26 protein-coding genes are annotated in these 26,458 nt (G+C 51.3%); 16 read left to right on the top strand and 10 right to left on the bottom strand.

Annotation, left to right across the window (positions count from 1 at the left end; genetic code table 11):
- The first annotated feature begins 14 nt into the window (after positions 1–14).
- The gene (locus tag PsW64_RS00565; RefSeq protein ID WP_063287446.1) at positions 15–860 is read left to right on the top strand and encodes a sterol desaturase family protein; all 846 of its coding nucleotides are present in this window, start codon (positions 15–17) and stop codon (positions 858–860) included.
- On the opposite strand, the gene PsW64_RS00560 is transcribed toward PsW64_RS00565, so the two are convergent.
- The gene (locus PsW64_RS00560; protein WP_063287306.1) at positions 861–1,733 is read right to left on the bottom strand and encodes a transporter substrate-binding domain-containing protein; all 873 of its coding nucleotides are present in this window, start codon (positions 1,731–1,733) and stop codon (positions 861–863) included.
- A gap of 361 nt (positions 1,734–2,094) precedes the next feature.
- On the opposite strand from PsW64_RS00560, the gene PsW64_RS00555 reads away from it, so the two are divergent.
- Entirely contained in the window at positions 2,095–4,047 is a 1,953-nt protein-coding gene (locus PsW64_RS00555; protein WP_208980480.1) for a glycosyltransferase family 2 protein, read from the top strand.
- Here the strand turns inward: PsW64_RS00555 and PsW64_RS00550 are convergent.
- Positions 4,044–4,487 (bottom strand): DUF1810 domain-containing protein, encoded by a 444-nt coding sequence (locus tag PsW64_RS00550; RefSeq protein WP_063302356.1) that lies wholly within the window; start codon positions 4,485–4,487, stop codon positions 4,044–4,046. The genes PsW64_RS00555 and PsW64_RS00550 overlap by 4 nt on opposite strands.
- A gap of 266 nt (positions 4,488–4,753) precedes the next feature.
- Between PsW64_RS00550 and PsW64_RS00545 the strand changes: the two genes are divergently transcribed.
- The 4 genes from PsW64_RS00545 to apaG all read left to right on the top strand — a co-directional run bounded on the left by PsW64_RS00545 (position 4,754) and on the right by apaG (position 8,213).
- Complete coding sequence (locus PsW64_RS00545; protein WP_063287447.1) at positions 4,754–5,572, top strand: ion transporter; 819 nt, start codon at positions 4,754–4,756, stop codon at positions 5,570–5,572.
- A gap of 559 nt (positions 5,573–6,131) precedes the next feature.
- On the top strand, positions 6,132–6,932 hold the full coding sequence (locus PsW64_RS00540) for an ion transporter (RefSeq protein WP_063287308.1): 801 nt from the start codon (positions 6,132–6,134) through the stop codon (positions 6,930–6,932).
- Positions 6,933–7,085: 153 nt separating this feature from the next.
- Positions 7,086–7,712 (top strand): CDP-alcohol phosphatidyltransferase family protein, encoded by a 627-nt coding sequence (locus PsW64_RS00535; RefSeq protein ID WP_057464930.1) that lies wholly within the window; start codon positions 7,086–7,088, stop codon positions 7,710–7,712.
- A gap of 108 nt (positions 7,713–7,820) precedes the next feature.
- Entirely contained in the window at positions 7,821–8,213 is a 393-nt protein-coding gene (gene apaG, locus PsW64_RS00530; RefSeq protein WP_057465027.1) for a Co2+/Mg2+ efflux protein ApaG, read from the top strand.
- A gap of 78 nt (positions 8,214–8,291) precedes the next feature.
- On the opposite strand, the gene PsW64_RS00525 is transcribed toward apaG, so the two are convergent.
- Positions 8,292–8,714 carry a tellurite resistance TerB family protein gene (locus tag PsW64_RS00525; protein WP_200962360.1) on the bottom strand — a complete coding sequence of 141 codons (423 nt, stop codon included), beginning with the start codon at positions 8,712–8,714 and terminating at the stop codon, positions 8,292–8,294.
- A gap of 257 nt (positions 8,715–8,971) precedes the next feature.
- On the opposite strand from PsW64_RS00525, the gene PsW64_RS00520 reads away from it, so the two are divergent.
- Positions 8,972–10,633 (top strand): lysine--tRNA ligase, encoded by a 1,662-nt coding sequence (locus PsW64_RS00520; RefSeq protein WP_063293824.1) that lies wholly within the window; start codon positions 8,972–8,974, stop codon positions 10,631–10,633.
- 34 nt (positions 10,634–10,667) lie between these two features.
- Complete coding sequence (locus PsW64_RS00515) at positions 10,668–11,444, top strand: SGNH/GDSL hydrolase family protein (protein ID WP_082830973.1); 777 nt, start codon at positions 10,668–10,670, stop codon at positions 11,442–11,444.
- Here the strand turns inward: PsW64_RS00515 and PsW64_RS00510 are convergent.
- The 3 genes from PsW64_RS00510 to PsW64_RS00500 are packed head-to-tail and all read right to left on the bottom strand — an operon-like array spanning position 11,382 to position 14,144.
- The gene (locus PsW64_RS00510) at positions 11,382–12,551 is read right to left on the bottom strand and encodes a calcium:proton antiporter (protein WP_063302354.1); all 1,170 of its coding nucleotides are present in this window, start codon (positions 12,549–12,551) and stop codon (positions 11,382–11,384) included. The two genes, PsW64_RS00515 and PsW64_RS00510, sit on opposite strands and share 63 nt — an antisense overlap.
- A gap of 36 nt (positions 12,552–12,587) precedes the next feature.
- Positions 12,588–13,484: a thermonuclease family protein gene (locus PsW64_RS00505; RefSeq protein ID WP_063302353.1), complete on the bottom strand. Its 897-nt coding sequence runs from the start codon at positions 13,482–13,484 to the stop codon at positions 12,588–12,590.
- A 15-nt stretch (positions 13,485–13,499) separates the two neighbouring features.
- Positions 13,500–14,144: a S24 family peptidase gene (locus PsW64_RS00500; protein ID WP_063293828.1), complete on the bottom strand. Its 645-nt coding sequence runs from the start codon at positions 14,142–14,144 to the stop codon at positions 13,500–13,502.
- 212 nt (positions 14,145–14,356) lie between these two features.
- Between PsW64_RS00500 and PsW64_RS00495 the strand changes: the two genes are divergently transcribed.
- The 4 genes from PsW64_RS00495 (at position 14,357) to PsW64_RS00480 (ending at position 17,785) form a co-directional block, all read left to right on the top strand.
- Positions 14,357–14,698: a DUF952 domain-containing protein gene (locus tag PsW64_RS00495; protein ID WP_063293829.1), complete on the top strand. Its 342-nt coding sequence runs from the start codon at positions 14,357–14,359 to the stop codon at positions 14,696–14,698.
- Positions 14,699–15,805: a quinone-dependent dihydroorotate dehydrogenase gene (locus PsW64_RS00490; protein WP_063293830.1), complete on the top strand. Its 1,107-nt coding sequence runs from the start codon at positions 14,699–14,701 to the stop codon at positions 15,803–15,805.
- A 214-nt stretch (positions 15,806–16,019) separates the two neighbouring features.
- Positions 16,020–16,619 (top strand): NAD(P)H:quinone oxidoreductase, encoded by a 600-nt coding sequence (gene wrbA, locus PsW64_RS00485; RefSeq protein WP_063302352.1) that lies wholly within the window; start codon positions 16,020–16,022, stop codon positions 16,617–16,619.
- 128 nt (positions 16,620–16,747) lie between these two features.
- Positions 16,748–17,785 (top strand): zinc-dependent alcohol dehydrogenase family protein, encoded by a 1,038-nt coding sequence (locus tag PsW64_RS00480; protein ID WP_082830972.1) that lies wholly within the window; start codon positions 16,748–16,750, stop codon positions 17,783–17,785.
- A 73-nt stretch (positions 17,786–17,858) separates the two neighbouring features.
- Here PsW64_RS00480 and PsW64_RS00475 read toward each other — a convergent pair whose 3' ends face one another.
- Entirely contained in the window at positions 17,859–19,190 is a 1,332-nt protein-coding gene (locus PsW64_RS00475) for an MATE family efflux transporter (RefSeq protein ID WP_063302350.1), read from the bottom strand.
- Between the two features lie 282 nt (positions 19,191–19,472).
- Between PsW64_RS00475 and PsW64_RS00470 the strand changes: the two genes are divergently transcribed.
- Positions 19,473–20,312: a histone deacetylase family protein gene (locus PsW64_RS00470; RefSeq protein WP_063302390.1), complete on the top strand. Its 840-nt coding sequence runs from the start codon at positions 19,473–19,475 to the stop codon at positions 20,310–20,312.
- A gap of 157 nt (positions 20,313–20,469) precedes the next feature.
- The gene (locus PsW64_RS00465) at positions 20,470–21,033 is read left to right on the top strand and encodes a TetR/AcrR family transcriptional regulator (RefSeq protein WP_057464941.1); all 564 of its coding nucleotides are present in this window, start codon (positions 20,470–20,472) and stop codon (positions 21,031–21,033) included.
- 26 nt (positions 21,034–21,059) lie between these two features.
- On the opposite strand, the gene PsW64_RS00460 is transcribed toward PsW64_RS00465, so the two are convergent.
- Complete coding sequence (locus PsW64_RS00460; protein WP_057464942.1) at positions 21,060–21,332, bottom strand: DUF6460 domain-containing protein; 273 nt, start codon at positions 21,330–21,332, stop codon at positions 21,060–21,062.
- A 210-nt stretch (positions 21,333–21,542) separates the two neighbouring features.
- Here PsW64_RS00460 and PsW64_RS00455 point away from each other — a divergent pair, with 210 nt between their 5' ends.
- On the top strand, positions 21,543–22,892 hold the full coding sequence (locus tag PsW64_RS00455) for a GNAT family N-acetyltransferase (RefSeq protein ID WP_063302389.1): 1,350 nt from the start codon (positions 21,543–21,545) through the stop codon (positions 22,890–22,892).
- Positions 22,893–22,901: 9 nt separating this feature from the next.
- Here PsW64_RS00455 and PsW64_RS00450 read toward each other — a convergent pair whose 3' ends face one another.
- Positions 22,902–23,708: a hypothetical protein gene (locus PsW64_RS00450; RefSeq protein ID WP_063302349.1), complete on the bottom strand. Its 807-nt coding sequence runs from the start codon at positions 23,706–23,708 to the stop codon at positions 22,902–22,904.
- A gap of 198 nt (positions 23,709–23,906) precedes the next feature.
- Between PsW64_RS00450 and PsW64_RS00445 the strand changes: the two genes are divergently transcribed.
- On the top strand, positions 23,907–24,212 hold the full coding sequence (locus PsW64_RS00445) for a hypothetical protein (protein WP_063295639.1): 306 nt from the start codon (positions 23,907–23,909) through the stop codon (positions 24,210–24,212).
- Between the two features lie 18 nt (positions 24,213–24,230).
- Here the strand turns inward: PsW64_RS00445 and PsW64_RS00440 are convergent, their stop codons facing one another.
- Positions 24,231–26,444 (bottom strand): 3-hydroxyacyl-CoA dehydrogenase NAD-binding domain-containing protein, encoded by a 2,214-nt coding sequence (locus tag PsW64_RS00440; RefSeq protein WP_063302348.1) that lies wholly within the window; start codon positions 26,442–26,444, stop codon positions 24,231–24,233.
- Between the last annotated feature and the right edge of the window lie 14 nt (positions 26,445–26,458).

Genomic DNA, 26,458 nt, shown 5'->3' with positions numbered 1-26,458 from the left:
GAACGGAACTCATCATGGAAGAAGGCGTCATTCGCCTGGGAATATTTGCGGGCGCATTCTTAGTGTTCGCATTCTTGGAAATCTTCATTCCAAGGCGTTCAGAGAGCCAGGAGCGGCCACGACGATGGTCAACCAACCTTCTCCTGTCGATAATCAACACTCTGATGCTACGGTTCGCTTTGCCTTTTGCAGCAGTATCAACGGCTTACTGGGCACAGGTGGAGGGGTTTGGCCTCGCGCACTGGCTGGCAGTTGACCCAGTTATAGCGGGCGTAATCGCGTTTTTTGCGCTCGATTTTACGGTCTGGGCCATGCATGTCGCCAGCCACAAAGTCCCGTTCCTATGGCATTTGCATAAGGTTCATCACACCGATCCACGCTTTGATGTCACAACGGCTCTTCGCTTCCATCCGCTGGAAATTGCAGTCTCCATGCTTTGGAAAGTGATCGTCGTCGCACTCCTCGGTGCACCTGTTCTCTCTGTGGTGATTTTTGAAGTTGTCCTCAACGCAGCCGCCATGTTCAACCATGCCAACATCAAGCTCTCTGACAAAGCAGACCGCATCTTGCGTTGGATGATCGTAACACCAGACATGCACCGCATCCACCATTCCACCCGACCCATCGAAACCGATAGTAACTACGGCTTCAACTTCCCTTGGTGGGATCGTTTGTTCTCCACTTATGTGAATGATCCTAAGGGCGGTCAGGAGAATATCACGTTTGGTCTGAGTGAATTTCAGGGCAAAGAGCCACGCCAGTTAGGTTGGACATTGCTGTTGCCGTTCAAAGCCTTAGCGCATGTGCAAGGTTGGCTTTCAAGCCGTGTCAATAAAGATGGCACGCCGAAACAAGGATGATCAGAAGAAACCACGCGGGAAATATCTGAGATAGAGTTCCCCGAGACGACCGTTGGATTGAAGGCGGGTAAGACCAAGATTGATCGCATTCAACATCTTGGTATTGCCTGCCTTTGTTGCAATCGCTAATCCACCGCTAAAGTAGCTCGGATCCAGCCACGGCCCACCTGCAAACTTGCAGCATCCGTCGGCAGTGCGCGTATCCAACCAGAATGACAGCCTCATCCCATCGCCAAACAGAGCGTCCACATTTGACCTGGACAAAGCATTGCGGGCAAGCTCTTCATTTTCAAACGGAACTGCAACTGCATCTGTAAAGAACCGCTCCAAAAATGCTTCATGACGCGACCCTTCCACAACTGCAATGCGCTTTCCACCCAGTGTTTCTGGCAGAGGTTCCAGTGTGCTGTTCCTGCCGACGACAAAGCGCCCCGGAAATCGCATGTAGATCTGAGAAAACGACAGTTTTTCAAGTGTTTCCGGTGTCATGCTCATTCCAGCAATGACAGCGTCTGCTTCTCCATTAAACACAGTATTGGCCAAGTGGTTAAACGGAATGATCTTGAGACTGCAGGCAGCCTTGAGGCTCTGACAGATCTCGCGGGCAAGATCCACGTTGTAACCCATCAATCGCTCTTCACTATCTCGAAAAATGAAGGGTGGAAAGTTGTCTGCAGCAATGAAACGGATCCGCTCCGGCGCCTTGCCGGTTGTCGCTAGACCAGACTGCCCGCCAGAAAACAAAGGGATAACGACCGATGACGGATCAGATCGGGACTTTACTCCAATTTCCGAGCCACTGTTTCCCCCTCCCAACAATGGAGAGCTCTGGGAAACCTCCCAGCTATCCGAGCCATTTGCATTCTGTGCCATAGCATTTGACGCCGCGAAAATGAGCGGCTGGGCACTACATAAAATCAGCAATATGAAGAATACGGGGAAACGCAAAAGTTATCCAATCCAATTTGCAACAGAGCGTAAGCCTAACGGGAAATTCTCAAGGAGATACTAAGTGAATGTCTGCGTAAGGGGAAGACCTGTAACCGAAGATGAGCCTCCTAGATTAACAAGGGCCACGGTATCAAAGGGAGGGCAAGAATATCGCGAGATATCAGCAGCTAACGGGCTGCCATTTTCTGTGCGTCAGGCGAACACTTTACGCTCTTTAGCTCTATCGATTGGTCGCATTGAAAGCGCACGTTCTGTTGAAGCGGGACAAGCTCTGCGAAACCGTATGACAGCGATTAGCCCCCTGGAGCAGTCTGCTAATGATCCTTCTCCTGATGAAAGGGCTGGGCCTCTTATCAAAAGTGTCTCCAGGCCTTCACTCAAAGAACGATATGTTCCTGAATTTGTACGCCTGAAGAACGCGCTGGAGCGGGAAGTGCTGCTGCAATGCAATTGCTCCGATGCCTTGATTGACTTCGCAAAGTTGAGGATCTCGGTGGAAGACAAGTGCATCAGCAATTACCTGATTGAACAAGGATTTCTGGATGCCTCAGTGTTCTACTGGGGAATTTCCGGCAAAATGAACATTCGCTATGCATCTGATGGCAGCCTGTCAGCAATCGCTCCAATCGATGAGAAGCTAAAGCCATTTGAAACTGAAGGAATTTTGTTCGTTCCGGCACTGGATCTTAATCAAAAGGTCGTCTTCGCAGCGGCCCCACTTGGTCATCAACTCGAGGCTTTTGAGCGGGCTCTGGGATATTTCGATGAAGCCACGAGCAAGATTGTGATTGTGACACCGCAGTACCAAAAGGCGTTGACGGTAACGACCGCAAGCTCCAACGCCTTGGCACAAGACGATGTTTCAATGTCGGCAGTGTATCGCTTTTTGCCTTCGCAACGAAAGCTGCTGACAGTCTCACCAATCATCTTCCTCGGTGCAGCTGGCTTCGCGTTTGATGCATTTTTATGGGGCCTCTTTATCCTGCTGACTTTGTCACTCGGTGTCACAGGGTTGCTTCGCCTTGCGTCATTTTTCACTTATTCTGACCGGCAAGAGTTTACGGTCCCAAAGCTGGATAAATGGCCGCACTACACCGTCCTTGTCCCTCTTTACAAGGAGTCTGCAATCTGTCGCCAACTGGTCGATGGATTGGATGCGTTGGATTACCCGAAAGACGCGCTCGACGTGATCTTTCTGGTTGAGCAAGACGATGAGCTGACACAGAAAAATCTCCGTAAACTGCTAAAAAAATCAATGCGGATGATCATCTTGCCACCCGGAAAACCTCAAACCAAACCTCGCGCGCTTTCCGTCGGCCTTGCCGCGACAAAAGGTGAATTTGTGACGGTATTTGACGCCGAGGACAGGCCAGAGCCACAGCAACTAAAAAAAGCCATCTGCCAGTTTGCTCTTGAGGGCCATGATGTCGCTTGCTTACAAGCAGCATTGTCCATTGATCATGCGGAAGAAAGTTGGCTGGTCCGCCAGTTTGCCTTTGAATACGCTGCACTCTTCGATGTCTTCCTGCCATTCTTGTCCCGCAAAAACCTTTTGCTGCCTCTGGGAGGGACTTCCAACCACTTCCGTGTCAGTGCATTGCGGAAGGTTGGCGGCTGGGATCCATTTAATGTGACTGAGGATGCTGATCTGGCGGTCAGGTTTGCGCGGCAGGGATTTAAGACCCGCACGCTAAATAGTTCCACCTTTGAGGAAGCACCGCTTACGCTCACAGCATGGCTCCATCAACGCACACGCTGGCATAAAGGTTGGATACAAACGCTCGCTGTGCATCTGCGCCATCCAATGTTGACCTACAAGCAACTCGGCGTGACAAACTTTGCTTTACTGCTCCTAACGTTCTTTGGCGGCATGCTGTGCCTTTGGGCAGCTCCCTTGACTGCGCTCATGTTTGGAAAGCTTACTTTGAACTTTTACAACACCGGACTGCAGGCATTTGATGCCTTCAGCATCTATGCCATGTTTTGTTTTCTCTTTGGTCTCGGTGGCACTGTTGTCACGGTCCTGCAAGGTAGTGCAAAGCGTGGCTTTCGGGCACGGTCCTGGGAGATTGCAAGCATTCCATTCTATTGGGTTCTTGGCTGCTTTGCCTCTTACAAAGCGCTCATTGAATTTGCCATAAAACCGCATTACTGGCGAAAAACAGAGCATGGCATGGTGCGTCATCGGGGGGGAAAGAAAGAGCGCCCAATAGTGATAGGAGCGAAGAGAAACTAAGCGTTCCAAGGCAACCCGAGAGCGTCTATCGTGAGATTGCACGGCTGCCCGTTATAGAATTGATCGAGTAACTGATGAAACACTATTGGATCATCAGCAACATATGCAAAAAGGGTTGCACAGCTGCGCACCTTCAAGCTGTCTATTTCGCCAAGAATTTGCTTGGAACTGAGATCGGTATGCTTGAGAAGTAACCCGCAGCAGCCACGTAATCGCGCGGCCAGTAGAGGATAGGCAAGATATCGCTGAGTTTCTCCAAGATCGGCAATGCCAAAGAAATGCGCGGTTGAGGAACGGCCCAGTTCACGTAATTGAGGAAAGATAAACCAGATCCAATGTGAGGTCTTCCGGCCTTGTGAGAGCTCCTGCACCACCTCTGAGAAAACCGGGTCCTGCGCAATTACAAACCGGGTTATGTCATCCTTGGTCGTTTTTATCATTTGATACTCGCTCTCAGGTCACCATCATTGCAGTTATCTTCCGCCAATCAGCCTTTCATATTGGTTCTCCAAGTAGTACGACAGAAACAAAAATGCTTAGTCGAACTTCAGAGTTGTCTAAGAGTGAAGTATATTTTTAGACCCAAGCATAATGAACTGTTCTCTTTCCTGATGTTTTTCTGAGTTCGTTATTGAAGAAACATAAAAACAACTGGTTTCAGAGTTTAAATCGTCATTCCCTAACGTAATGTCTGGACATGTGGACGATGCGAAAAAAACTTCGTGCGATCATTGAAAGTAAGGCTTGGGAATACACAATCATATCTATCATCGCCCTGAATGCGATAACTTTAGGGGTTGAAACCAGCCAGACTGTTCAACAACATTACGGCCCAATACTCCGCACATTGGACGATATCGTAGTAGGCATATACGTGATTGAGATTTCTCTTCGCGTGTTTGCATATGGCTTCCGCTTTTTCCGAGGGGCCTGGAATCTCTTCGACTTCTTTATCGTAAGCATTGCGCTTATTCCGGCCACTGGCCCGGCAGCGATACTACGGTCACTGAGAATCCTTCGAGTCCTGCGGCTCATCTCGGTCGTCCCATCGCTAAGGCGCGTGATCGGAGGGCTGGTCCTGGCATTGCCAGGGATGGGCTCAATCATGTTGCTTCTCTCTCTGGTCTACTATGTGTTCTCTGTCATGGCGACGCAGCTCTACGGCGAGACCTTCCCTGAATGGTTTGGAACGATCGGAGCTTCAGCTTATTCTCTGTTCCAGATTATGACACTGGAGGGGTGGAGTGACGCAATCGTCCGCCCGGTTATGGATGTCTATCCGAATGCCTGGTTGTTCTTCATACCGTTCATTCTGACCACTGCATTAACAGTCCTGAATTTGTTCATCGGCGTCATTGTTGCTGCAATGGAGGAAGAGCATGAGAGGGATGTGGAAGAGCATCACCATTATGTGCGAATGGAAGCAAATGCTATCATGAAAGAGCTCAGGACTTTGCGGCAAGATGTTGCGAAACTGAGACGCAATCGTAAGGCCCCTCAAAAGAAAACAGCAGAGTTGACTTAGTGCGGACTCCCAGATCGTAGACGACGGTCTTTGTGCAACATGGAGGCACCTCAGCGCACCAACACCAGCACTTGGTGCGCAGTCCTTCAGAAGGCGTCTCTGCCGCTTCTCAAAAAAGCCTAGGTTGTATCTGCCAATAGGCATACAGAGTTTTATGAGTTGCAGAGAGTGCCAGAAGCAACATCATCCATGTATCAAACCGGCGTGAGGAGAGGGGGAAGCTGCAATTGCAGGCTTCAAGCCGGATGCGTTTGACAGGTGTTAATCTCAGCCTCTTAATTCTTCAGGTCATACATTCAGGAGATTTCGGCTCTGATGTTGAGCGATGCCCGCGATTTCTACAAAATTTATGCAATTTTTTGTTAGCTCTTGTGGAAATGATCAAGCCTATGAAAACTATAAGTTAATTTTGGTAGTGTTGTTTTGACTTTACTACCTGAAGTTCTTGGCGATTTCTTCATCTATACCAGTCAATATTTTGTTGGCCCCTTTCAACTTGAAACCATCAGATAATTACTTAGGGTGGGCCCAAATTCGAAATGTGAGGTCAAGTGTCGAAATGCGGGCGAAGTTGCGATCCATCATTGAAAGCCGCCAATGGGAATTCACAATCATAAGTATAATCGCGTTGAACGCTGTTGTCCTTGGCTTGGATACAAGCCAGATGCTTATTGCCAAGTACGGCCCCATACTGCGCTTTCTTGATGAGTTGATCCTTGTAATTTTTGTTGTTGAACTGACACTGCGTATCATCGCGTTTGGTCCGGGTTTCTTTAAGGGGCCATGGAACCTCTTCGATTTCTTCATCATCACGATTGCAGTCATTCCGGCAACCGGCCCGGCAACCATTCTGCGTTCGCTCAGGATCCTGAGGATTTTGAGGCTCATTTCGGTTGTCCCGTCTCTGCGAAGTGTGATTGGTGGGCTGATCCTCGCACTTCCGGGCATGGGCTCAATCGTTCTGCTCATGGCTCTTGTCTTTTATGTCTTCTCCGTAATGGCCACACGCTTGTACGGCTTGGTGTTTCCCGAATGGTTCGGCTCAATCGGAGCATCTGCCTACTCGCTGTTCCAGATCATGACACTGGAAAGCTGGAGTATGGGGATCGTTCGGCCAGTTATGGAGGTCTTTCCCAATGCATGGCTGTTCTTCATTCCCTTCATATTGTGCACCGCTTTCACCGTCTTGAACTTGTTTATCGGTATAATCGTTGCAGCAATGCAGCAGGAGCACGATAAGGATATTGAGCAAGATCGTATCAACGTGCATGAAGAGACAAAGGTTGTCTTGAGTGAACTAAAAGACCTGAAACTTGATCTGATGGTTGAGCTGGAAAAATTGCGGAAAAACCGCGAATAAAATTATCCGTCGGCAGAACTACTTACGTTGAAGATCATGATCAAGTTCTGATGAAGTAATCTTGATCACCGCGCGTGTGGATTGCGAGCGGGCTGTTATAGGCACCTTGGAAAAAAAGCCCTAAGACGAAAAGCATATCTGATAGGATACGATATGTTTGATGCAAAACTCCGCGGCTATATAGACCCACCTCTCAATAGAATGGGAAAAGCGCTGGCAGATCTGGGGATTACTGCAAATGCAGTGACCTTGGTCGGGCTTGGGTTTGGCCTTGCGGCGGGGGCGGCGGTGGCCGCTGGGCAATTTAATACAGCTCTGCTGTTTATCTTGCTCAATCGCTTTGCAGACGGGTTGGATGGTGCCATCGCCAGAGCGGCGGGGTCCACACATCTCGGCGGGTTTTACGACATCACATTCGACTTTATCTTCTACGGTGCAATCCCACTGGCCTTTGCCTTCGTTGCGCCTGAGCAGAACGCTTTGGCAGCAGCAGCCCTACTTTTCAGCTTTTACATTAACGGTTCCACATTCCTTGCCTTTGCAACACTGGCACAGAAGTTGGGCATGCAAACCTCATTGCGAGGCAAGAAGTCCTTCTATTATCTGGGAGGGCTCGCTGAAGGCTTTGAAACCATTGGTGTCTTCGTCGCATTTTGCTTGTTCCCCACTTACTTCTCATGGGTTGCGTGGACTTTTGCTGCGATCTGCACACTTTCGGCCATTTCTCGCGTTTTTATGGTTCGACATATGGTTTTGAACCACCCAGATCCTTCGGTGTGAGATCGCTGCTCTTGCGAAGATCGGGGTGAAAAGGCTAGACTTATTAAAAATAGGATGCGTACTGCTGTTGTATTTGCAGTGGAATTTTCCTTAGAAATGGGTTGTGCTATGTATCGTGCCGTTACCCGAAATATACAGATCACTGTCGAACCGTATTATCTTGCTGAGGAGTCCACTCCCGAAGATGAGCAGTTCTTCTGGGCCTATACGGTCTCAATTGAGAACCTGAGTTCTGATACTATCCAACTGCGGTCTCGCCACTGGCATATCATCGATGCCAACGGCAACACGCAGGAAGTCAACGGGGCAGGTGTGGTTGGTGAAGAGCCAGTCATCGAACCCGGTGGGTCGTTTCAGTACACCTCAGGCTGTCCACTCAATACCCCTTCAGGCATCATGACGGGCAATTACCGTATGCAAACTGAAAAGGGGGAGTCCTTTGCGGTGAAAATTCCAGCTTTCTCGCTGGATCTGCCGGATATGGTCAAGACCGTGCATTAACAGCTGCAAACAATATCTTGCAGCGCAAAGAGCAGGATTGCGGGCAGTCGTGCTGCCCGCTAATCAGATTGAACTGAGTTATTGTGTGCGGAAGCGGGCCTGAGCGCCGCGCTCAATCGCTGCGATCGTCAGCTTGTCCAGCTTCAGGTGGTCACGCAGCAACTGCAACATACGCACTTCTTCAGGGCTTACCCGCAAATCTGCCGCAGCAATCTCCACACCAAGAGCATAAGCAGTGTCATGCAATTTGGTTGGCAATGACTCTGCCACAAGCGCCAGCGTTGCGTTCATGCCGTTTTCACCGGAAAGACGCTCAGCGCACTGCTGGGTAATCTTGATCAGGTTATTGTCGTCAAAATCTTTGAAGACAGGGAGAATGCCCACAATATCGCCAAGCTGGCGCAGCTCTGCGTCGCTCATCGCGCTATCTGCGGCGGAAACCATCACCATCACATGAATGAGAGCTTCTTCTACGCTCAGTAATCTTTCTATTGTACCCATATCTCCCCAAAGCGAAAAGCTTTGCCTCTTGGTTTGCTTTAGTTTTTCGCTCTGCCAAATTGTCTGGCGGCGGTTAATGACTGCAAAGGTAAGGGGGCTTCCGGCCTCATACAAGGGGGTAGAGCCGAAAACCCGAGAACTGTCATTGACGCGGGCGCTAGTTTTACATAAGTTCGCGCAGCTTTCCGGCATTAAATCCTGCTGAAGAAAGCGAAACTCAGTTACAATTTAATCTCCAAATACGGATCTCAAAATCCATGTCTATGAACAGTTTGCCTCAACTCGATCTCAGCCCAGAACTTATCGAGGCGGCACAGGTATCTAAAGCCTGGCCGTTTGAAGAAGCACGCAAACTGGTCAAACGGTTGGAGAAGAAACCCAAGACCGGGCCGGTCTTGTTCGAGACCGGCTATGGTCCATCTGGTCTGCCGCACATGGGCACCTTTGGCGAAGTTGCACGCACCACCATGGTGCGCACCGCTTTTCGTGTGCTCACAGAAGACAAGATCCCGACCAAGCTGATCTGCTTTTCAGATGATATGGACGGCTTCCGCAAAGTGCCAACCAACGTGCCTAATCAGGAGATGATGGCGTCATTTCTTGGCAAGCCACTGACCAGCGTGCCGGATCCATTCTCCAACGAATACCCAAGCTTTGCAGCGGCCAACAACGCAAAACTCATGGCGTTTCTGGATAAGTTCGGCTTTGAGTATGACTTTGTGTCGTCCACCGACTACTACAAGTCTGGTGTGTTCGATAAAGCGCTCCTGCGCATGCTGGAAGTCTACGACAAGATCATGGCGATCATTCTTCCAACATTGGGTGAAGAGCGTCAGGCCACATACTCTCCATTTCTTCCGCTTTGCCCGCGCACAGGTATTGTGCTGCAGGTGCCAATGGTAGATCGCAATGTCGAAAAAGGCACTGTGACTTACATTGACCCTGAGACTGAAGAGCGTGTTGAAGTTCTGGTGACAGGCGGCAACGTCAAATGTCAGTGGAAAGCTGACTGGGCGCTGCGTTGGTACGCTCTGGGTATCGACTATGAAATGGCTGGTAAGGATCTGATCGACAGTGTGAACCTGTCTGGCAAGATCTGTAAGGCTCTGGGCGGTCCTGCTCCGGAAGGCTTCAACTACGAGCTCTTCCTGGACGACAAAGGCCAGAAAATCTCCAAGTCCAAAGGCAACGGCCTGACCATGGAAGAGTGGCTCCAGTACGCCAATCAGGAAAGCCTGTCCCTGTTCAACTTCCAGAAGCCGAAAACTGCGAAGAAGCTGTATTTTGACGTCATCCCGAAAGCGGTTGATGAGTACTGCACCTTCCTGTCCAAGTTCGACAACATGGATGCAGCGCAGAAGCTGATGAACCCGGTCTGGCACATCCACTACGGCACACCGCCGAAAGAAGAGATGCCGATCTCCTTCGCAATGCTGCTCAACCTGGTGTCTGCATCTAACGCAGAGAACAAGGACGTGCTGTGGGCGTTCATCTCCCGCTACGCACCGGGCTCTTCTGCTGCAACGCATAAGATGCTGGATGAGTTGGTTGGCTACGCCATCCGCTATTACGACGACTTCGTGAAGCCAACGAAGAAGTTCAAAGCAGCAGATGAAGTTGAGACAGAAATGCTCACCAAGCTGGATGAAGTGCTTGCTGGCCTGCCAGCAGAGACTGACGGCGGCGATATCCAAAACGCAATTTACGACATTGGTCGTAATATTGAGCGTTACCAGAACACCGCAAAGCCGGGTCCAGATGGACGCCCTGGTGTCGCGCAGACCTTTTTCTCTGCTATTTATCAAGTACTTCTGGGGCAGGAGAAAGGTCCACGCTTTGGTTCCTTTATCGCCCTCTACGGTATTCCGGAAACTCGTAGTTTGATTGCAAAAGCACTTGCAGGAGAGCTTGCAGCGTGATGAATTAGCCCCCTCAAACGAGGGGGCTTTTTTAATGTCTTTTCCTAGCTGGCTAACTTGGGCGCTTTTACCCGTCTACATTTTCGAAGGCTTACGTGCCCGTGCTAATTCCCTAAGGCTGTCACCAGCACCAGGACCGCAATTTGGTGCGGTTCCCGGTCAGGGCCAGTTGATCAACCTGCTTGTTGTTGGTGATTCCTCCGTTGCCGGAGTGGGGCTGGACCACACGACAAATGGCTTGACCTGCAAGATGGCTCACAAAATGGCAGAGGTATCCGGACGGCCTGTTAAATGGCGGGCTGCTGGCAACAACTCTGCAACTTCCAGCCAAATCCGTGATGTGGTCGTCCCCAATCTGCCGCACGCCGATTACACACACATTTACATCAGTATCGGTTTCAATGACCTGAAGAACTTCCGTTCTGGCAAAGCCTGGAAGAAAGGGTTCGGCGAGCTGATTTATGCATTGCGTAGCAAGTACCCTCATGCCCGGATTTACTGGTCCAACCTCATGTCACCAATGAACGTGCCCGCGCTCTCGTGGGGACTAGGCGCTGTACTGGAGCCTCGCCGGCAGATGATCAATCGTGTCGGCACGCAGCTGTGCCATGAGCGCGGTGCCATTGCTATCTCTGTCACTCCGGGGATCACGGCTGAGGGTTTCTGCGAGGACGGAATCCACGCAGCACCGATTGGTAATCAGCACTGGGTGGATCATGTGATCAACGAGTTGGTCGAGCGTGATCTGCTAGGGCTGGAAGATCAGAATGAAGTAGAAGATAAACAACACCAGATGGACAGCGCCCTGTAGGGCGTTCGTTCGGCTGCCGGTAAACGTGATCATACTCAAAATGAGTGTCAGGAGGAGCAGGATCATGTCCGTATCCTTCACACCCAGCACAATGTGAATGTCAAAGATCCCGGCTGCGATCAGAACAGCCGGGACTGTCAAACCGATGGTCGCCAGAGCTGATCCAAGACAGATGTTCACGGAGCGTTGTAACCTGTTTGAGAGCGCCGCACGGAAGCTGCCCAAGCCTTCAGGAGTAAGAACCAGAAGCGCAACGAGAACACCACCAAACGCAGCAGGCATATGAAAGCTGGCAATGCCAAAGTCCACCAGCACCGCGAATTTTTTGGAAAGCAGAACAATCGGCAGCATGGTCAGGATCAGGAAGATCGCGTGATAGCTGGTTGAATAGATCTCCAGGTCATGATGATCATCATCATCGTGGGCATGCTTATCGTCTTCCGCTTCATCCTTCGCCATCAGAAATGACAGAGCCACACCAGAGTGTGGTTTAGGCTGAATGAAGAAAGACTTATGCCGGATGCTCTGAGTGGCAAGGAAGATCGCATAGAGCAGACTGATCATCACCGCAAACGAGATCTGCTGTCCCGTCGAAAGGGAAGGGTCAGCTGTTGAGGTCGTATAGCGGGGAAGGATCAGAGAAAAAGTAGCGAGCGGAATTAGGACTGAAAGGAAAGAGCGGGCGCCCTGTGTGTTGAAAGGCTGTTCCCCGTACTTGAGCCCTCCCAGAAGCAGACTGATGCCCACCATGCCATTCAGCACGATATTGAGCACCGCCAGCATCGTATCCCGGGCCAGAGGCTCATTCGTCCCACCTGTAAGCATAATGGAAACGATCAGGGAGACCTCAATGCCGATCACCGAGAGCGTCAGGATCAACGTTCCATAGGGCTCACCAAGAATGACGGCCAGACAGTCTGCATGGCGCACCACGCCAAAGGCGCACCATAGCATGACACCGAAAAGCCAGATGAAACAGAACATCTGCACAAAGAGACCGGAGGTGGGCAATAAGAGATCCGCCCCAGCCAGAAAGAAGAAGACTGTGGTTGCTGCACCTGCAAGAAAGCAGGCCTCTCGTTTAAGTGTATTCCAAAACCCTGACATTATGTTTTTATTCTCCAAGGCCCTGTAAAAAATGAATTATTCGGTGGCAGACGTCTCCGCAGCCGCGCTGTTGCGTGGACGCCAGATTATTGCAGGCTCTCCTTCCATCACCAGCGGTGTGGTTGAGGTGCTGTCATCATCCAGCTCCTCCCAGGAGTTTACCAGTGTTGCGGTTTCATCCTCGCTCAGCTGAACCAGCTTGGAACGCCAGATGCCTTGCTCAGACCGCCGAGCCCGTGCCGCGATCTCTTTCAGTGAAACTGGCGCATCCCGTTCAGCCTTGGCCCAACCATTTTCAATCAGCCAAGTGGCAAGATCATGTTTGCCCACACTGCAGGAAGCAGCATATTCATCTGTTTGCACTGATTTCATATCTGAGCAGGTGACACGCTTCTGGCGGATAAAAGCACGCAAAGCCGTCCGCGCTCTGATACCGCACGGCCATCTTTCACCATCTTCACTGGGGCATGTTGTGCTGAGCGGTACAGGCTGAATGTGATGAAGGGATATTCTCTTCTTTTTATCACTTAGAGTTGCACCGTCAACGGCAACAGGGCGATACAGCACGAGTTCCTTCGGAGGAGGCTGCTTGGATTTGCGAGGTACTTTAACATGTGCAACGCGTTGGAGCTGTGTCGTTACAGGAGGAGGGGGCGTGCGACTGCCGCCAACATTGCGAAGTGTTTGAGGATGCTTGGGCGGCGTCTTTGGAATTTTCGCCTCAGCTGCAACACGGGCAGCTTCAAGCGCAGCCAGCTCCCGCTGCTTCTCCTCTGCTGTCGGCTGATGCTCAATAGGAAACGAAGAAGGGCGGTACAATGTGCGCGCATTCCCACGCAAGGCTGTCGCTGCATTGTACTCTGTCAGCGCATAAAACCCGGCGCCAAGAAGCAAAGCTCCAAAAAGAATACTCGTGGTCTTGGTAATCCGCATAAGCGCCCTGTTTGCTTATTGGCTCACCCATGAAACTCTTGCTGTCCAAACCAGATCTGCAACCTGAACCACCCTTGGCTTATCGTCAGGAGTGTCCCGTCGAAATTCAATGCGCTCGTTTGTTTGCCGTTGCAAAGCACCGCAATGAAGAACTCCGGATTTGGTTGCTATCAAAACATGATCATGCCGCCGCAAAGAAGCCTCGGGAGAGACGATGAGAATTTGTCCTTCCCTGTAGTATGGTTCAAAACTATTACTCGAAACTTCAAGCGCGAAGAATTTCTCACTCTGAGAACTCGGAAAAATGAAGCTATCGCAGAATTTGTCCAACTGAAAATCGGAAAGCTGCTGCGGATCAACCTCCCTCAACTCATCACTCGTGCAAAGAAAAGCTGGAAAAGACCTGAAATGTGTAGTTGAAATCTCGGTTTTATCTTGTAGCAAAGCGGCAAAGTCCAGAAAAGACATCTGGGTGACTTCCAGCACCTTGGCAAGCGACTCTGTGGAAGGCCAACGCGGACGACCATCTGCAGCGAACCGCTTGGAAGGATTGAAAGAGGTCGGATCAAGCCCAGCTCTGCGCGCCAGTCCTGAGGGCGTCAGTTGATGCTGCGCAGCCAGCTTATCAAGTGCGGCCCAAAGGTGTTCGTGATCCAGCATATATCCTCCTGCGGCAGCACCGGCGTCACCTGAAACGAACGCAGATATGACTTAAAACGCCAACTGCGCCCGCATCTCAAAGAAATCTTGTATGTGGTGAATAAAATCCTATTGCAAGCTCTAGACGAAAGAGAGGGGTTGCCAGCCACTGATTTGTGGATGTAAGAGCATGACTTCAGTTGAGTAGACGTCTCTCCTGAAAGGCAAGTCCCATGTCCCTCATATTCAAGATCGCCCCCAGGGCGCTTTGGCAAGAAGCTGAAGCAGCCGGTTTCTTTGCGGGTGCACCGATCGATCTGGCCGATGGTTATATCCACTTTTCCAGCGCCGAGACCGTAAAAGAAACAGCAGCGCTGTACTTTGCGGGACAAACCGACTTGCTGCTGATTGCCGTTGACAGCGAAGATTTCCCTGCAGAGCAAATGAAGTGGGAAGCCTCCCGGGGTGGAACGCTCTTTCCGCATCTCTATGGCAAGTTTCCCACCTCCAAAGCTATATGGGTCAAACCTTTGCCATTGGATGCAAATGGCAATCACGAGTTTCCGGAGCTGTAAATGTCGATTGAAAACCTCATAAACAAAGTCGGTATCCGGGCACTGCATTGTCTGGACCCGGAGACCTCCCACAACGCAACCATCAAGATGCTGGCCTCAGGTTTCGCGCCGACATTCGGCCAGATCGAGGACAAGGCTCTCGAATACAAGTGGGGCGATCTGACTTTTAAGAACCCGGTGGGCATGGCAGCAGGCTTCGACAAAAATGCCGAAGCCATCGCGCCGCTGATGAAACTTGGCTTTGGGCACGTTGAAGTGGGAACGGTCACCCCTCTGCCGCAGGAAGGTAATCCAAAGCCTAGGAATTTCCGCCTGAGTGCAGACCGCGCCGTTATCAATCGTTATGGCTTCAACAATGACGGCCACGATGTCGTCTACGAGCGCATCCGCAAAGCTGGCCGCACGCCGGGAGTGCTTGGCATCAACGTTGGCGCTAACAAGCTCTCAGAGGATCGCGTTGCGGACTATGTTCTGGGTGTAAAGCGCTTTGCAGAACTGGCGGACTACCTGACGGCCAATATTTCCTCTCCCAACACACCCGGCCTGCGGGACTTGCAGGAGAAGGATGCACTGGGGCATCTGCTCACCGCCATTATGGAAGCGCGCAACGAGCAAGAAGACCGCCTGGGCCGTAAGGTGCCCGTCATGCTCAAAATCGCCCCAGACGTGACCGACGAGGCGCTCAAGGAAATCGCAGAAGTCGTCCTGACCAGCAACGTCGATGGCATGATTGTCTCCAACACCACCATCGCCCGTCCAGCCACGCTGAAGGATCAGCTGCAGGCCAAAGAAGCAGGCGGGTTGTCAGGCGCACCGCTGTTTGAACGAGCCACCATTGCATTGGCGAAAACCCGACGTGCAGTCGGTCCGGATCTGCCGCTCTTTGGCGTTGGTGGTGTAGACACACCAGAAAAAGCCGCAGCGAAGATCTTTGCAGGCGCAAACCAGATCCAGCTTTATTCCGGCATGGTTTATGAGGGACAAACGCTGGTGAAGAAGATCAACCACCATCTGTCCCGCCTCGTTGCTGCCCGCAAGGTTGCCAACTTGCAGGAACTTGTCGGCATCGACAATGACATCTGGGCTGATAAATCGCTGGAGAACTGAGGCTCACACCTATCGATAAATGAGGCCGGGCTTCGCAGGAAGTCTGGCCTTTTTCTTTGTGAGAACACCAGCCAAAGATATCCGCCGTCCACTGAGTGGCACGAAAATCTCTACAACTGTCAATATATAATGAACAGACATTCTATTTAATGTGATATTGTTCATTTATGTCGGTGCTTTACCTTCACTGTAAGAGCAACATGAAGGAAGACCCATGACCAAAGTTCTCGTTTTATATTATTCAAGCTACGGCCACATCGAAACCATGGCAGAGGCCATCCGTGAGGGGGCTGAAGATGTCGCTGGAACAACTGTGGTTGTAAAGCGCGTACCGGAACTTGTGCCGGAAGAAGTTGCGGTAAACGGTCACTTCAAGCTTGATCAAAAAGCGCCGATTGCGCAGCCGGGTGAGCTGGCGGATTATGACGCCATCATCTTTGGTACCCCAACGCGCTTTGGCAATATGGCATCGCAGATGCGTAACTTTCTGGATCAAACCGGAGGGTTGTGGGCTGGTGGCAAGCTGATTGGTAAAGTCGGCTCGGTGTTTACATCCACTGGAACAGGTGGTGGTAACGAGACAACCATCACCAGCTTCTGGTCGACACTGGCGCACCACGGCATGATGATTGTTGGCCTGCCGTACTCAAGTCCGGAACTCTTCAATATCACTGAAGTGCGCGGTGGTTCCCCATATGGCGCCAGCACCATTGCTGGCCCGGATGGCTCTCGCCAGCCAAGTGAGGATGAGTTGAAACTGGCCCGTGACCAGGGGCGCCACGTCGCAACAATTGCAAGCAAACTTGCCAGCTAAAAGCAAGTGCCACGCCTGATCACATCAAGCAGCACGTTGCCTGCGTTGTGTGATCAGGCGCATCAACTCAACAAAACCTTCAAGGCAGCCAAGGCCTGCCCCATATAATTTCATTAAGAGATCATTCAATGACCGTTCCTAATCACGCGCAAAGTTATCATCAGGGTATCGTTTTAAACGGAAATACATTCAGCTCCCACAGGTTCCCTTCAGAACCGCTCGGACCATTCGAAGTGAAAATTGCCCTGCAGTCTGCAAGCCTGAATGCACGAGATCAGATGATCCGAAAAGGCCAGTACGGTGAAATGCCAGCGGATCTTGTGCCTTTGTCCGACGGGGCAGGGGAAGTCATTGCTGTAGGTGAGCAAGTCACAAAATGGTCTGTTGGCGACCGTGTCATGCCAACCTTCTTTCAGGATTGGCTCGAAGGCCCATTCCAGCCAAGCGCATTATCTTCCGCAATCAGCTCAGCTGATCAGCCGGGCGTTTTAAGAGAGCAAGCGCAGTTTCATCAGGATACTCTTGTGGGTGTGCCAGATCATATGAGCTTTCAGGAAGCCGCAACACTTCCGTGCGCCGGCGTCACAGCATGGCATGCCCTTTTTGAGCAACACCGGGCTTTGCGACCAGAGGACACTGTCCTGATACAAGGCACGGGTGGTGTTGCCATCTTCGCTCTGCAACTCGCCAAAGCGTTTGGAGCCTGCGTTGTCCTCATCAGCTCTTCAGATGAAAAGCTAGAGAAAGCAAAGGAGATGGGAGCAGACATAACGATCAACTATAAAACCACACCGGATTGGGATGTCGAGCTAAGAAAACTGACAGATGGGCACGGCGCTGATGTGGTTCTGGACCTTGGCGGGAAGGAAACACTGGAGCGATCCATACGTGCCGTAGCCGCTCATGGCCTGATTACACAAGTGGGTGTTCTGACTGGTTGGGCACACGCCCCTGAGAATATCAGCCAGCTTGTCCTGAATAACTCGTCGCTGTCAGGTGTTCTGGTCGGCTCCCGCGCTTATTTTGAGAACCTGTGTGCGTTTGTCTCCAAGCACCAGATCAAACCGCTCATAGACAAATCTTTCTCCATGTCCCAGATCGACGAAGCCTATGCCTACATGGATCAGGCACAGCACATGGGCAAAGTCACCATCGACATTGCTTAGCACGTGACTTGCGTCTTGCCCGGGTATGCATATCGGGCAAGACAAGCTGCTTTCAGCTGAGGAAGTCCTGAAATTATGCCTTTTGGAGAGCTCCAAAATACTGGCGTTCGCGAACCACACACAGATAACTAAGGGTCAAACCACGCGCCCCGAAGAACACCAGCAATGAGAACCACAGACCGTGGTTTCCGTAGAGCGGATAAAGCAGGTAATAGCTGGCAAGAAACAGGATGGTGGAGACCACAACAGAGTTCCGCATATCCTGAGACCATGTTGCGCCAATAAATACACCATCCATCTGGAAGGCCAGTGTGCCAATGATCGGCGTCAGTCCAGCCCAGATCATATAGGTACGTGCTGTTTCTCGCACCTCTGTATGTGTTGTCAGCAGGTCAATAACCGGTCCGCCAGCCACCCACAACACGACTGCCGCACCAAAGGAAAGCCCAAAGCCCCAGCCGATGGAGAGCCGCAGGGCTTTGCGGAAGGCAGTCCGCTGTTTGGCCCCGATTGCTTGCCCTATTACCTGTTCTGCAGCTGATGCCGTACCATCCAGAAAGAATGCTGCGATCAGAATGAACTTCTCAAGCACAGCATTGGCGGCAAGCACCACTTCTCCCTGAGCAGCACTGCGAGAGGTAAAGAAGCCGAAGGCAAACAGCATCACCATGGACCGGATCATGATGTCCCGGTTCAACGCCAGCATCGGCTTCAGTTTCTCCCAAATGATGATCTGAGAAAACGAAGGTAAACGCGCGCCGCGGAGTTCGCGCTTGATCAGAAAAAGACCAAGGCCAAATGTCAGCATCTCGGCAATAAAGGTTGCCACAGCAACACCGGGAATGCCCCAATCAAACCCGAGCACAAACACAACAGAAAGCACCATATTGATGACATTCAGGAAGGTCTGAATAAGCAGTCCGATACCGGCTTTGCTGAGGCCCAGATACCAGCCAAGAATAGAATAGTTGGCAAGCACAAACGGTGCTGAAAACGCACGGATCGCAAAGTATGTCGCCGCAGCTTCCTGCACCGCATCCGTCCCGCCAATAATGGGCAAGCCAAACGTCAGAAGCGGCCACTGTAAAAAGATGACGACAATGCCACCAATAATACCCAGCAAAAGGGCACGGGCGAGCACGGCACGCAGTTCATTGCCATTGTTGGCACCAAGAGCCTGTGCAGCAAGGCCTGTCGTTCCTGCGCGTAAGAAATAGAAGAAAGCGCCGATCACATCAAAAAGGATCGTGCCAACAGCCAACCCACCCAAAAGGGCCGCATCATGCAGCTGTCCAATCACAGCAGTATCAACTAACCCCAGCAATGGAGTAGAGATATACGCCAGTGTCATAGGAACGGCGAGCGCAAGGAAAGAGCGGTTCGTCACCTTGAAACTTGTAGACACGCGGGAAACCTTCAAACGAACGAGTGCAGCACCAGCAAGCAGCTCAAAATGGATTGGATAATCAAAGTATCATTGGCATATTGGTTTGTTCTGCGTTTGTCCATACCATATTGCGCAGACCTGCTATAGATAAGAGTGTATCTCCCAAGCATGGGAACCAGTTTTCGGATCAGGAAACGACAAAGCAAAAGTGATTTCAGAGAAGGTACTGCCCCTGTGAAGCTCCCAATCGTGCACCATCCTGCATACACGGCAGACATTCCGGAAAACCACCGGTTTCCAATGCGCAAATATGCGGAAGTAGCTCAGTGGTTGAAGCAAACCGATCCAGACGGTGCACTCTATGATTTCCACGAGCCGGAGCCAATCTCCAGACAAGACCTGCTGCGGGTACATGCAAAAGACTATGTAGATCAGGTTCTCAGCTGCAATGTTCCCCACGCCATCGTGCGCGAGATCGGCTTTCCTATGACCCAAAGCGTTTCCTTCCGTGCGCAATGCGCAACAGGTGGGTCTCTGCTCACGGCAATGCTGGCGCTGGAGTATGGCGTCGCCTGCAACACCGCCGGTGGGTCGCACCATGCCCGCATTGCACAAGGAGCAGGATTTTGCGTGTTCAACGATGTCGCCGTCGCGGTGAGGGCGGTACAGGCCATGCGCATGGTACGCCGCGTGCTCATTGTTGATCTGGATGTCCATCAGGGAGACGGGACTGCCGATATCTTCGCTCATGACACCAGCGTCTTCACACTCTCCCTCCATTCAGAAAAGAACTACCCCGTCCGCAAGAAGGCCTCCACATTGGATGTACCCCTGACCGATGGCATGGAGGATGACGAATATCTTGAGATCTTGGAGGACACGCTCAAACATGTTCTCAACACCTTCAAAGCCGATCTGGTGTTCTTCAATGCAGGTGTCGACCCTCATCATGATGACCGTTTAGGGCGTCTTGCACTGTCTGATGAGGGGCTGCGAAAACGAGAGGAACTGGTCTTTAAACTGGTAAGGAATGAGGGGCTTCCACTTGCAGGTGTGCTGGGAGGTGGTTATTCGTATAATCTTCGACTATTGGTTAACCGGCATTCAAATCTGTACCGTGTGGCAGCGAAGTACTTATGATTCAAAAACAAGTCCTATTTATATAAAATTTTAGTTAAATGTAATATTCTACCATTAAGAACTGAATAGGTAAATGTGTCTTGCCATTTTATGAAAAATGCGCAGTATCCCCTCCGTAAAGTGCAAATAAAATGCCTCGGAAGGCTAGGAGACACATATGGGTGTTGTAGTCACCAATAGAAGCGTTGTACTGGATACTGCGGATTACATGATCCGGGAAAGCGGGCTGTTGGGCTTGGATGTCGACCAGCTTGCCAGCAGTACTGGAACAAGCGAGCAGGATATCTCGAAAATGTTCTCTTCCAAAAAGGGGGTAGAGCATGCCGTGCTGCAAAGGTATATCGACCGCTTCCTGCAGATCCTGGGTGACCCTGCCACGCAAACTCTTCACTTTCGCAGAGCGCTGGATACCTACATTGCCGCCTTTCAGGCAGGCATGGCAGACGGTGGTGAGCTGTTCCTCTCAGCAGTGCTGGGCGACAAGGATGAAGAACTGCCGGATGAGCTTCAGGAACTTGCTGCGACTTTCGCGCGCCGCAACCGTGTCTGGTTGGCGGACCTGTTGGAATACAGTGGCAGCTGGTCCTCTGAAGAAGCGCTGGTGAAATCCGATTTCGTGCTTGCAGCACTGGAAGTTGCCGTTTTGATTGGCAACACGAGCGAAGATCCGGAGATCTTCGACAACCTGTCAACCAACATACACAACATCTGTATGCAGTAGTGGTTTCTCTGCCGGAGCAGGCGCGGTTAACGCCCGCGCCAGTTCATAAGGCGAGTAATGAACCACAGTGGCACCACGACGATGGCTCCAAGGAAGAAGTAGGAGCCAAAGCGTTCAATCGCTGAGAAGCCCATATTCCAGATCCTGACAAAGAAATCCTGCACGGAATAAATCAGGCTCAGCGGTGAAAAGTCCAGCGCAGACAAAACAATCCCGACAATCAAAGATAGAAAAATCAGCCGAATGAGAACGCGCCCCGGCGAGTCTCCAAGAAAACGGTTGAACTTATCGTTTGACATCAAAATCTCCGCTACACCAAAGCGTATCCCCGAATGCCGGAAACCGCTTTTCGGATAAGGAAACGCACTGTAATAAAAGGTCAAAGCAGTTTGACTGTCCTAAGTTTAGTGCATACTGCTTAACATTGATTTCTATATAGGAAGCCTGAGGGATATTGCATAGATGCAAATCCAAATTGTACGCTCAGGTTATTGCTGAAAGTTATTGGTGTGCCGTTTATTGTCTACGCTGCGGAACCGGAAGACGCAGACCTCCTCGCAAACATCCGCGTCCAGTCCATGCGCGAAAGCCTTGAAGCGCTGGGCCGTTTTGATCCCGAACGAGCGCGCGAACGTTTCTTGAACAGCTTTGTCTGTGAAGACACCTTCAAACTCGTCTCAGGACAACAGATTTTGGGGTTCTATGTACTACGGGACCGCCAGGATTACATCTGGCTCGACCACCTCTACATCCACCCAAGCGCTCAGGGAGGTGGCATAGGAGCCGCCGTGATCTCCCGGATCAAAGCGCATGCGTTCTCAAAAGGAAAGCCAATCCGCCTGGGTGCATTGAAACAAAGCAAAGCCAACGCCTTCTATCTGCGCTACGGTTTCCAGCACACCCACAGTGCAGAGTTCGACAACTACTACGAACTCCCGCTGGAAAGCATGCCGCAGAGTGCACCAACTTTCATTCTGAAACGCGCTGAACCCAAAGATATCGAACAGCTCGCAGACCTGCGCCATGAAGCGATGAAAGACGAATGGGCAGCCAACAATCTCACGGACTATGCCCTTGCGCGCAGGCATTTCTTTGAAGACTTCAAGTCCGAGGCAACGCTAAAGATTGTGCAGAACGAAGAGTTGCTCGGCTTTACATCGGTGCATGAATATCAGGACTACATCCATCTTGATATGATCTACCTGCACCCAACAACCCAAGGGCAGGGTATCGGTGGGCAGATTGTTACAAACATCAAAGAACAAGCTACGCAGCTGAACAAGCCAATCCAGCTTGGAGCGCTGCGTATCAGCAACTCCAACAAGTTCTATCTGGCGCAAGGCTTCAACTTCACGCACAACGTGGAGTTCAACAACTACTACGAATTTATGCCAGAATCAGCCTTCCAACTCCAAACCGCTTCTCAGGAAGACTTCGAAGAACTCCAGCACATTCGCTACACCGCTATGAAGGAAAGTGCGGAAGCCAATGGGCTGTTTCATCACGATAAAGCCCGAGAGATCTTCCTAAGCGAATACGCACCTGAGAAGACCTGGAAGATCCAGAAGAGCGGCAAGACAGTCGGCTTTTTCGTGGTCCTGAACCACCCCGATCATCTGTATCTGGACATGTTCTATCTGCTGCCTGAAGCACAAGGCCTCGGCCTCGGTTCAAAGATCCTGCAACAGATCAAGGATCAAGCGGATGAGCAAAACAAACCCATCCGCCTCGACGCCCTCCGCTTCAGCCGCGCTAACGATTTCTACCAGCGCCACAGCTTTTGCGTGACCCATTCAGAAGGCTCCAACAACTACTATGAGTATGCGGCAAAGTGCTCTCTCGAAGTAAGTGAGGCGTGAAACTGGCCTTTACGTCCCAAGGACTTCTAAAGGCTGCTTGGCGACGGTGATGAACTCCCAGGCATTGTTGGGATCAGCACCAGCTTGTCGGAGCAGTCCGTCAATTTTATCTCTGAACTCATAGCGCTGGGTGTCTGAAAGTGTCCCGCTCTCTTCCAACGCATCCTGTAACTGAGACTTAACCTCCAGAAACTGGAGTTCAATTTCATAATCGCCGGATTCTACATTGAACCAGCCTTTAGCGGCCTGATAGTAGGTCTCAGGATTTTCTTTTGTCAGCTGAAAAAGCTCGTCCGGGCCAGCCTCCTGGAGATTGCTGCTATCGCCCGGTCCAAACCACAGGCTCAGCATCTTGCCGTCTTCCGCTCCCAATGCCACATGCGTGTCCGCAAAAAAGAACACCACATCACCCGCTTCAAAGGAGATTGCTGGCTCGCTGTCGTCATACCCGACAACCCCATCCAGAATTTCATTGTAGCCAATGTCGTAGTTGAGATTGTCTTCCAGCTCGCGAATGACCCGGTTGCTCTCCGGTGTGTCCGCATATGCCTTAAGCCCCATCAGCAGAACAGCTTCCTTGCAGTTCATGCAGCTGTGCGCAGTGGGCTGTAGCAAAGCAGCCTGGTTGGTCAGGTGATCGCGAAAGTGGGAGTTGTCTTCAAGCGGTGTCGCCCCTGATTGCCAGCTGAGGCTTCCCTTCCATGACTGCCCAACCTCGACAGCTTTATTAGCGCTTTGCACGTTTTGTGCACCTGCTGCTGCCTGCAACGGATGCGTGGACTGAACATTGGTGAGGCGCTGGGTATTGATAGGCATCGCGAGATCTTTGCTACATTATTATCATCAACCTCTGGTATAGGATTTGACAGGCTTCGCGAGTGTCCTTCAGCACATCGCAAGGGGCAGGTGTAATCAAGAGGCAGAGACAATATCATCATAGGGGGATATGATGAAACACGACGAGGCCTAGCAAACGCTCTGAGAGCGGCCCTCATTTCGAAAGGCGATAGCCACATGCCCTATTCTCTTTATTTATTTCTTCTCGCTGTTTCTGCCTTTTACTTCTTCTACAGTGTTGTCTGCAGCCTTGCGCAATGGACCCAGTTGTCAAAAAAGAAAAGCGGTAGAGAAAATCTACACGTCATCAAAAGGGTCTTACATTTTTGGTGCGTCGGGGTGATTTCTGGGCTTGCAGTCTTCGGAACTATACATATCAAAGAGGAAGCTGATAAAATTGATTTTAGCAACTTGCTAGAGAAAAACGCCGGCGAGATTTCTCCCACCGGCGCTTCAATCTCAAACCAGAGGGCTGAGCAATAAAGCTCAGCCTGGCCTGTCTTACTCAGCAGCCTCTGCGACAGCCTCTGCGGGGGAGAACTTACCGTAGTAGGTCTCGCCAGCGTCTGCCATTGCGCGCAGCTGTTTGTTTGGTGCGAAGCGGTCGCCCCATTTTGCAGCCAGCTTGTCACAGCGCTCTACGAACTCTTTGGTGCCAATGCCGTCGATGTAGGACAGCGTGCCACCGGAGAACGGTGCAAAGCCAAAGCCCAGGATAGAGCCAACGTCTGCTTCACGAACGTCCGTCAGGCAGTTCTCTTCAAACACGCGTGCGGTTTCAAGAGCCTGAATGCCCAAAAGACGGTCCTTCAGTTCTTCAATGTCAAACTCATCGGCAGACTTGGATGGACCTGTGATGTCAGTAATGCCAGGCCACAGAGCCTTGTCCTTGCCTTTGTAGTCGTAAAAGCCCTTGGTGTTCTTACGGCCAAAACGCTCGTTCTTAACAACCATTGCATCCAAAATGGTGTCAAAACCGCTGGTAGGATAAGCATCGCCAAGGTCTTTCTTGGTCGCTTCCTTAATCTTCCAGGCAAGGTCCAGAGCAACTTCATCACCCAGAGACAGCGGACCAACAGGCATGCCTGCCATCTTGCCAGCGTTCTCGATCATAGCTGCCGGAACACCATCGGAAAGCATCATGATGCCTTCACGAACGTAAGTGCCGACCACGCGGGAGGTGTAAAAACCACGGCTGTCATTCACAACAATCGGGGTCTTCTTGATGGCCTTCACGTAGTCCAGAGCAACAGCTGTTGCCTTGTCCTCAGTCTTCTCACCCAAAATGATCTCAACAAGCATCATCTTGTCCACTGGGGAGAAGAAGTGAATGCCGATGAAGTCAGCTGGACGCGATGACGCTTCTGCCAGTGAGGTGATCGGAAGAGTAGACGTGTTGGACGCATAAACTGCGGAAGCTGGCATTGCTGCTTCTGCTTTCTCGGTCACAACGCGTTTCACTTCACGGTCTTCGAACACAGCTTCGATTACCAAGTCTACATCGCTCAGGGCGTTGTAGTCAGTGGTCGCAGTGATCAGGCTCAGCAGCTTCTCTTTTTTCTCAGGAGTAGACTTGCTGCGCTTGATGGCTTTGTCCAAAAGGCCTTCAGAGTAAGCTTTGCCTTTGTCAGCAGCTTCCTGAGACTGGTCGATCAGAACAACCTCAAGGCCAGCTTTCGCTGTCACGTAAGCAATGCCTGCACCCATCATGCCAGCACCAAGCACACCAACCTTCTTCAGTTGTGTCTCAGGCACACCAGCAGGGCGGCGAGCCCCTTTGTTCAGCTCCTGCATGGAACCAAACAGGGAGCGAACCATAGCGGCAGCTTCCTTGCTCTGCAGAACATGGGCAAAGTAGCGGCTCTCAATGGTCAGGCCAGTGTCCATTGGTACCATCAGGCCTTCAACAACAGAGTGCAGCATGTAGCGTGCGCCCGGGTAGTTGTCGTAGGTGTTCTGACGGTAAATCGCGTTCGCAGCAGGCCAGAACTGCATACCGGATGGGGAGTAAACCTTACCGGTTGGGATTTTGAAGCCCTTCTTGTCCCAAGGCGCAACTGGGTCAACACCTTCGCTCAGCATCTTCTTGGCAGCAGAAACCAGCTCAGCTTCTGGCGCAACAGCGTCAATCAGCTTCAGGCGCATGGCCTTCTTCGCATCAAGGTTCTGACCCATCAGCAGGAATTGCAGACCGCCCTGAAGGTCACCAACCAGGCGCATAACACGTTGTGTGCCGCCAGCACCTGGGAACAGGCCAACCTTCACTTCAGGAAGAGCCATCTTCAGGCTTTCCTCAGCGCCGATACGCTTATGACAGGCCAGCGCCAGCTCGGTGCCACCGCCCATGGAAACGCCGTTGATCGCTGCCACATATGGCTTGCCGGAGGTTTCCATTTTACGGAACACGAGAGAAAGCTTGCGAGTGCCTTCAAACAGTTCTTTCGCAGCGCCTTCCGGGTCAACGCACTGACGCTTTTTAAAGCCGGCAAGAGCCTTGCCAATCATGGAAAGGTCAGCACCAGCGGAAAACGCTTTCTTGCCAGACGCAACCACAACACCTTTGATGGCGTCATCAGCGGTGATGTCGTCGATGATTTTGTCCAGCTCGTTAATGACGGACTCGTCAAACACGTTCATCGGCTTTTCAGGCGAGTCCCATTTCAGAACTGCAAAGCCGTCCGCATCGGTTTCAAGGGTAAAGTGTGTGTAAGTCATGTTCGTCTCTCCCC

Source organism: Pseudovibrio sp. W64, from assembly GCF_001623145.1.
Lineage (GTDB): Bacteria > Pseudomonadota > Alphaproteobacteria > Rhizobiales > Stappiaceae > Pseudovibrio.
Note: the sequence above shows the minus strand (reverse complement) of the source record. Positions and strands in the feature narration are given on the sequence as shown.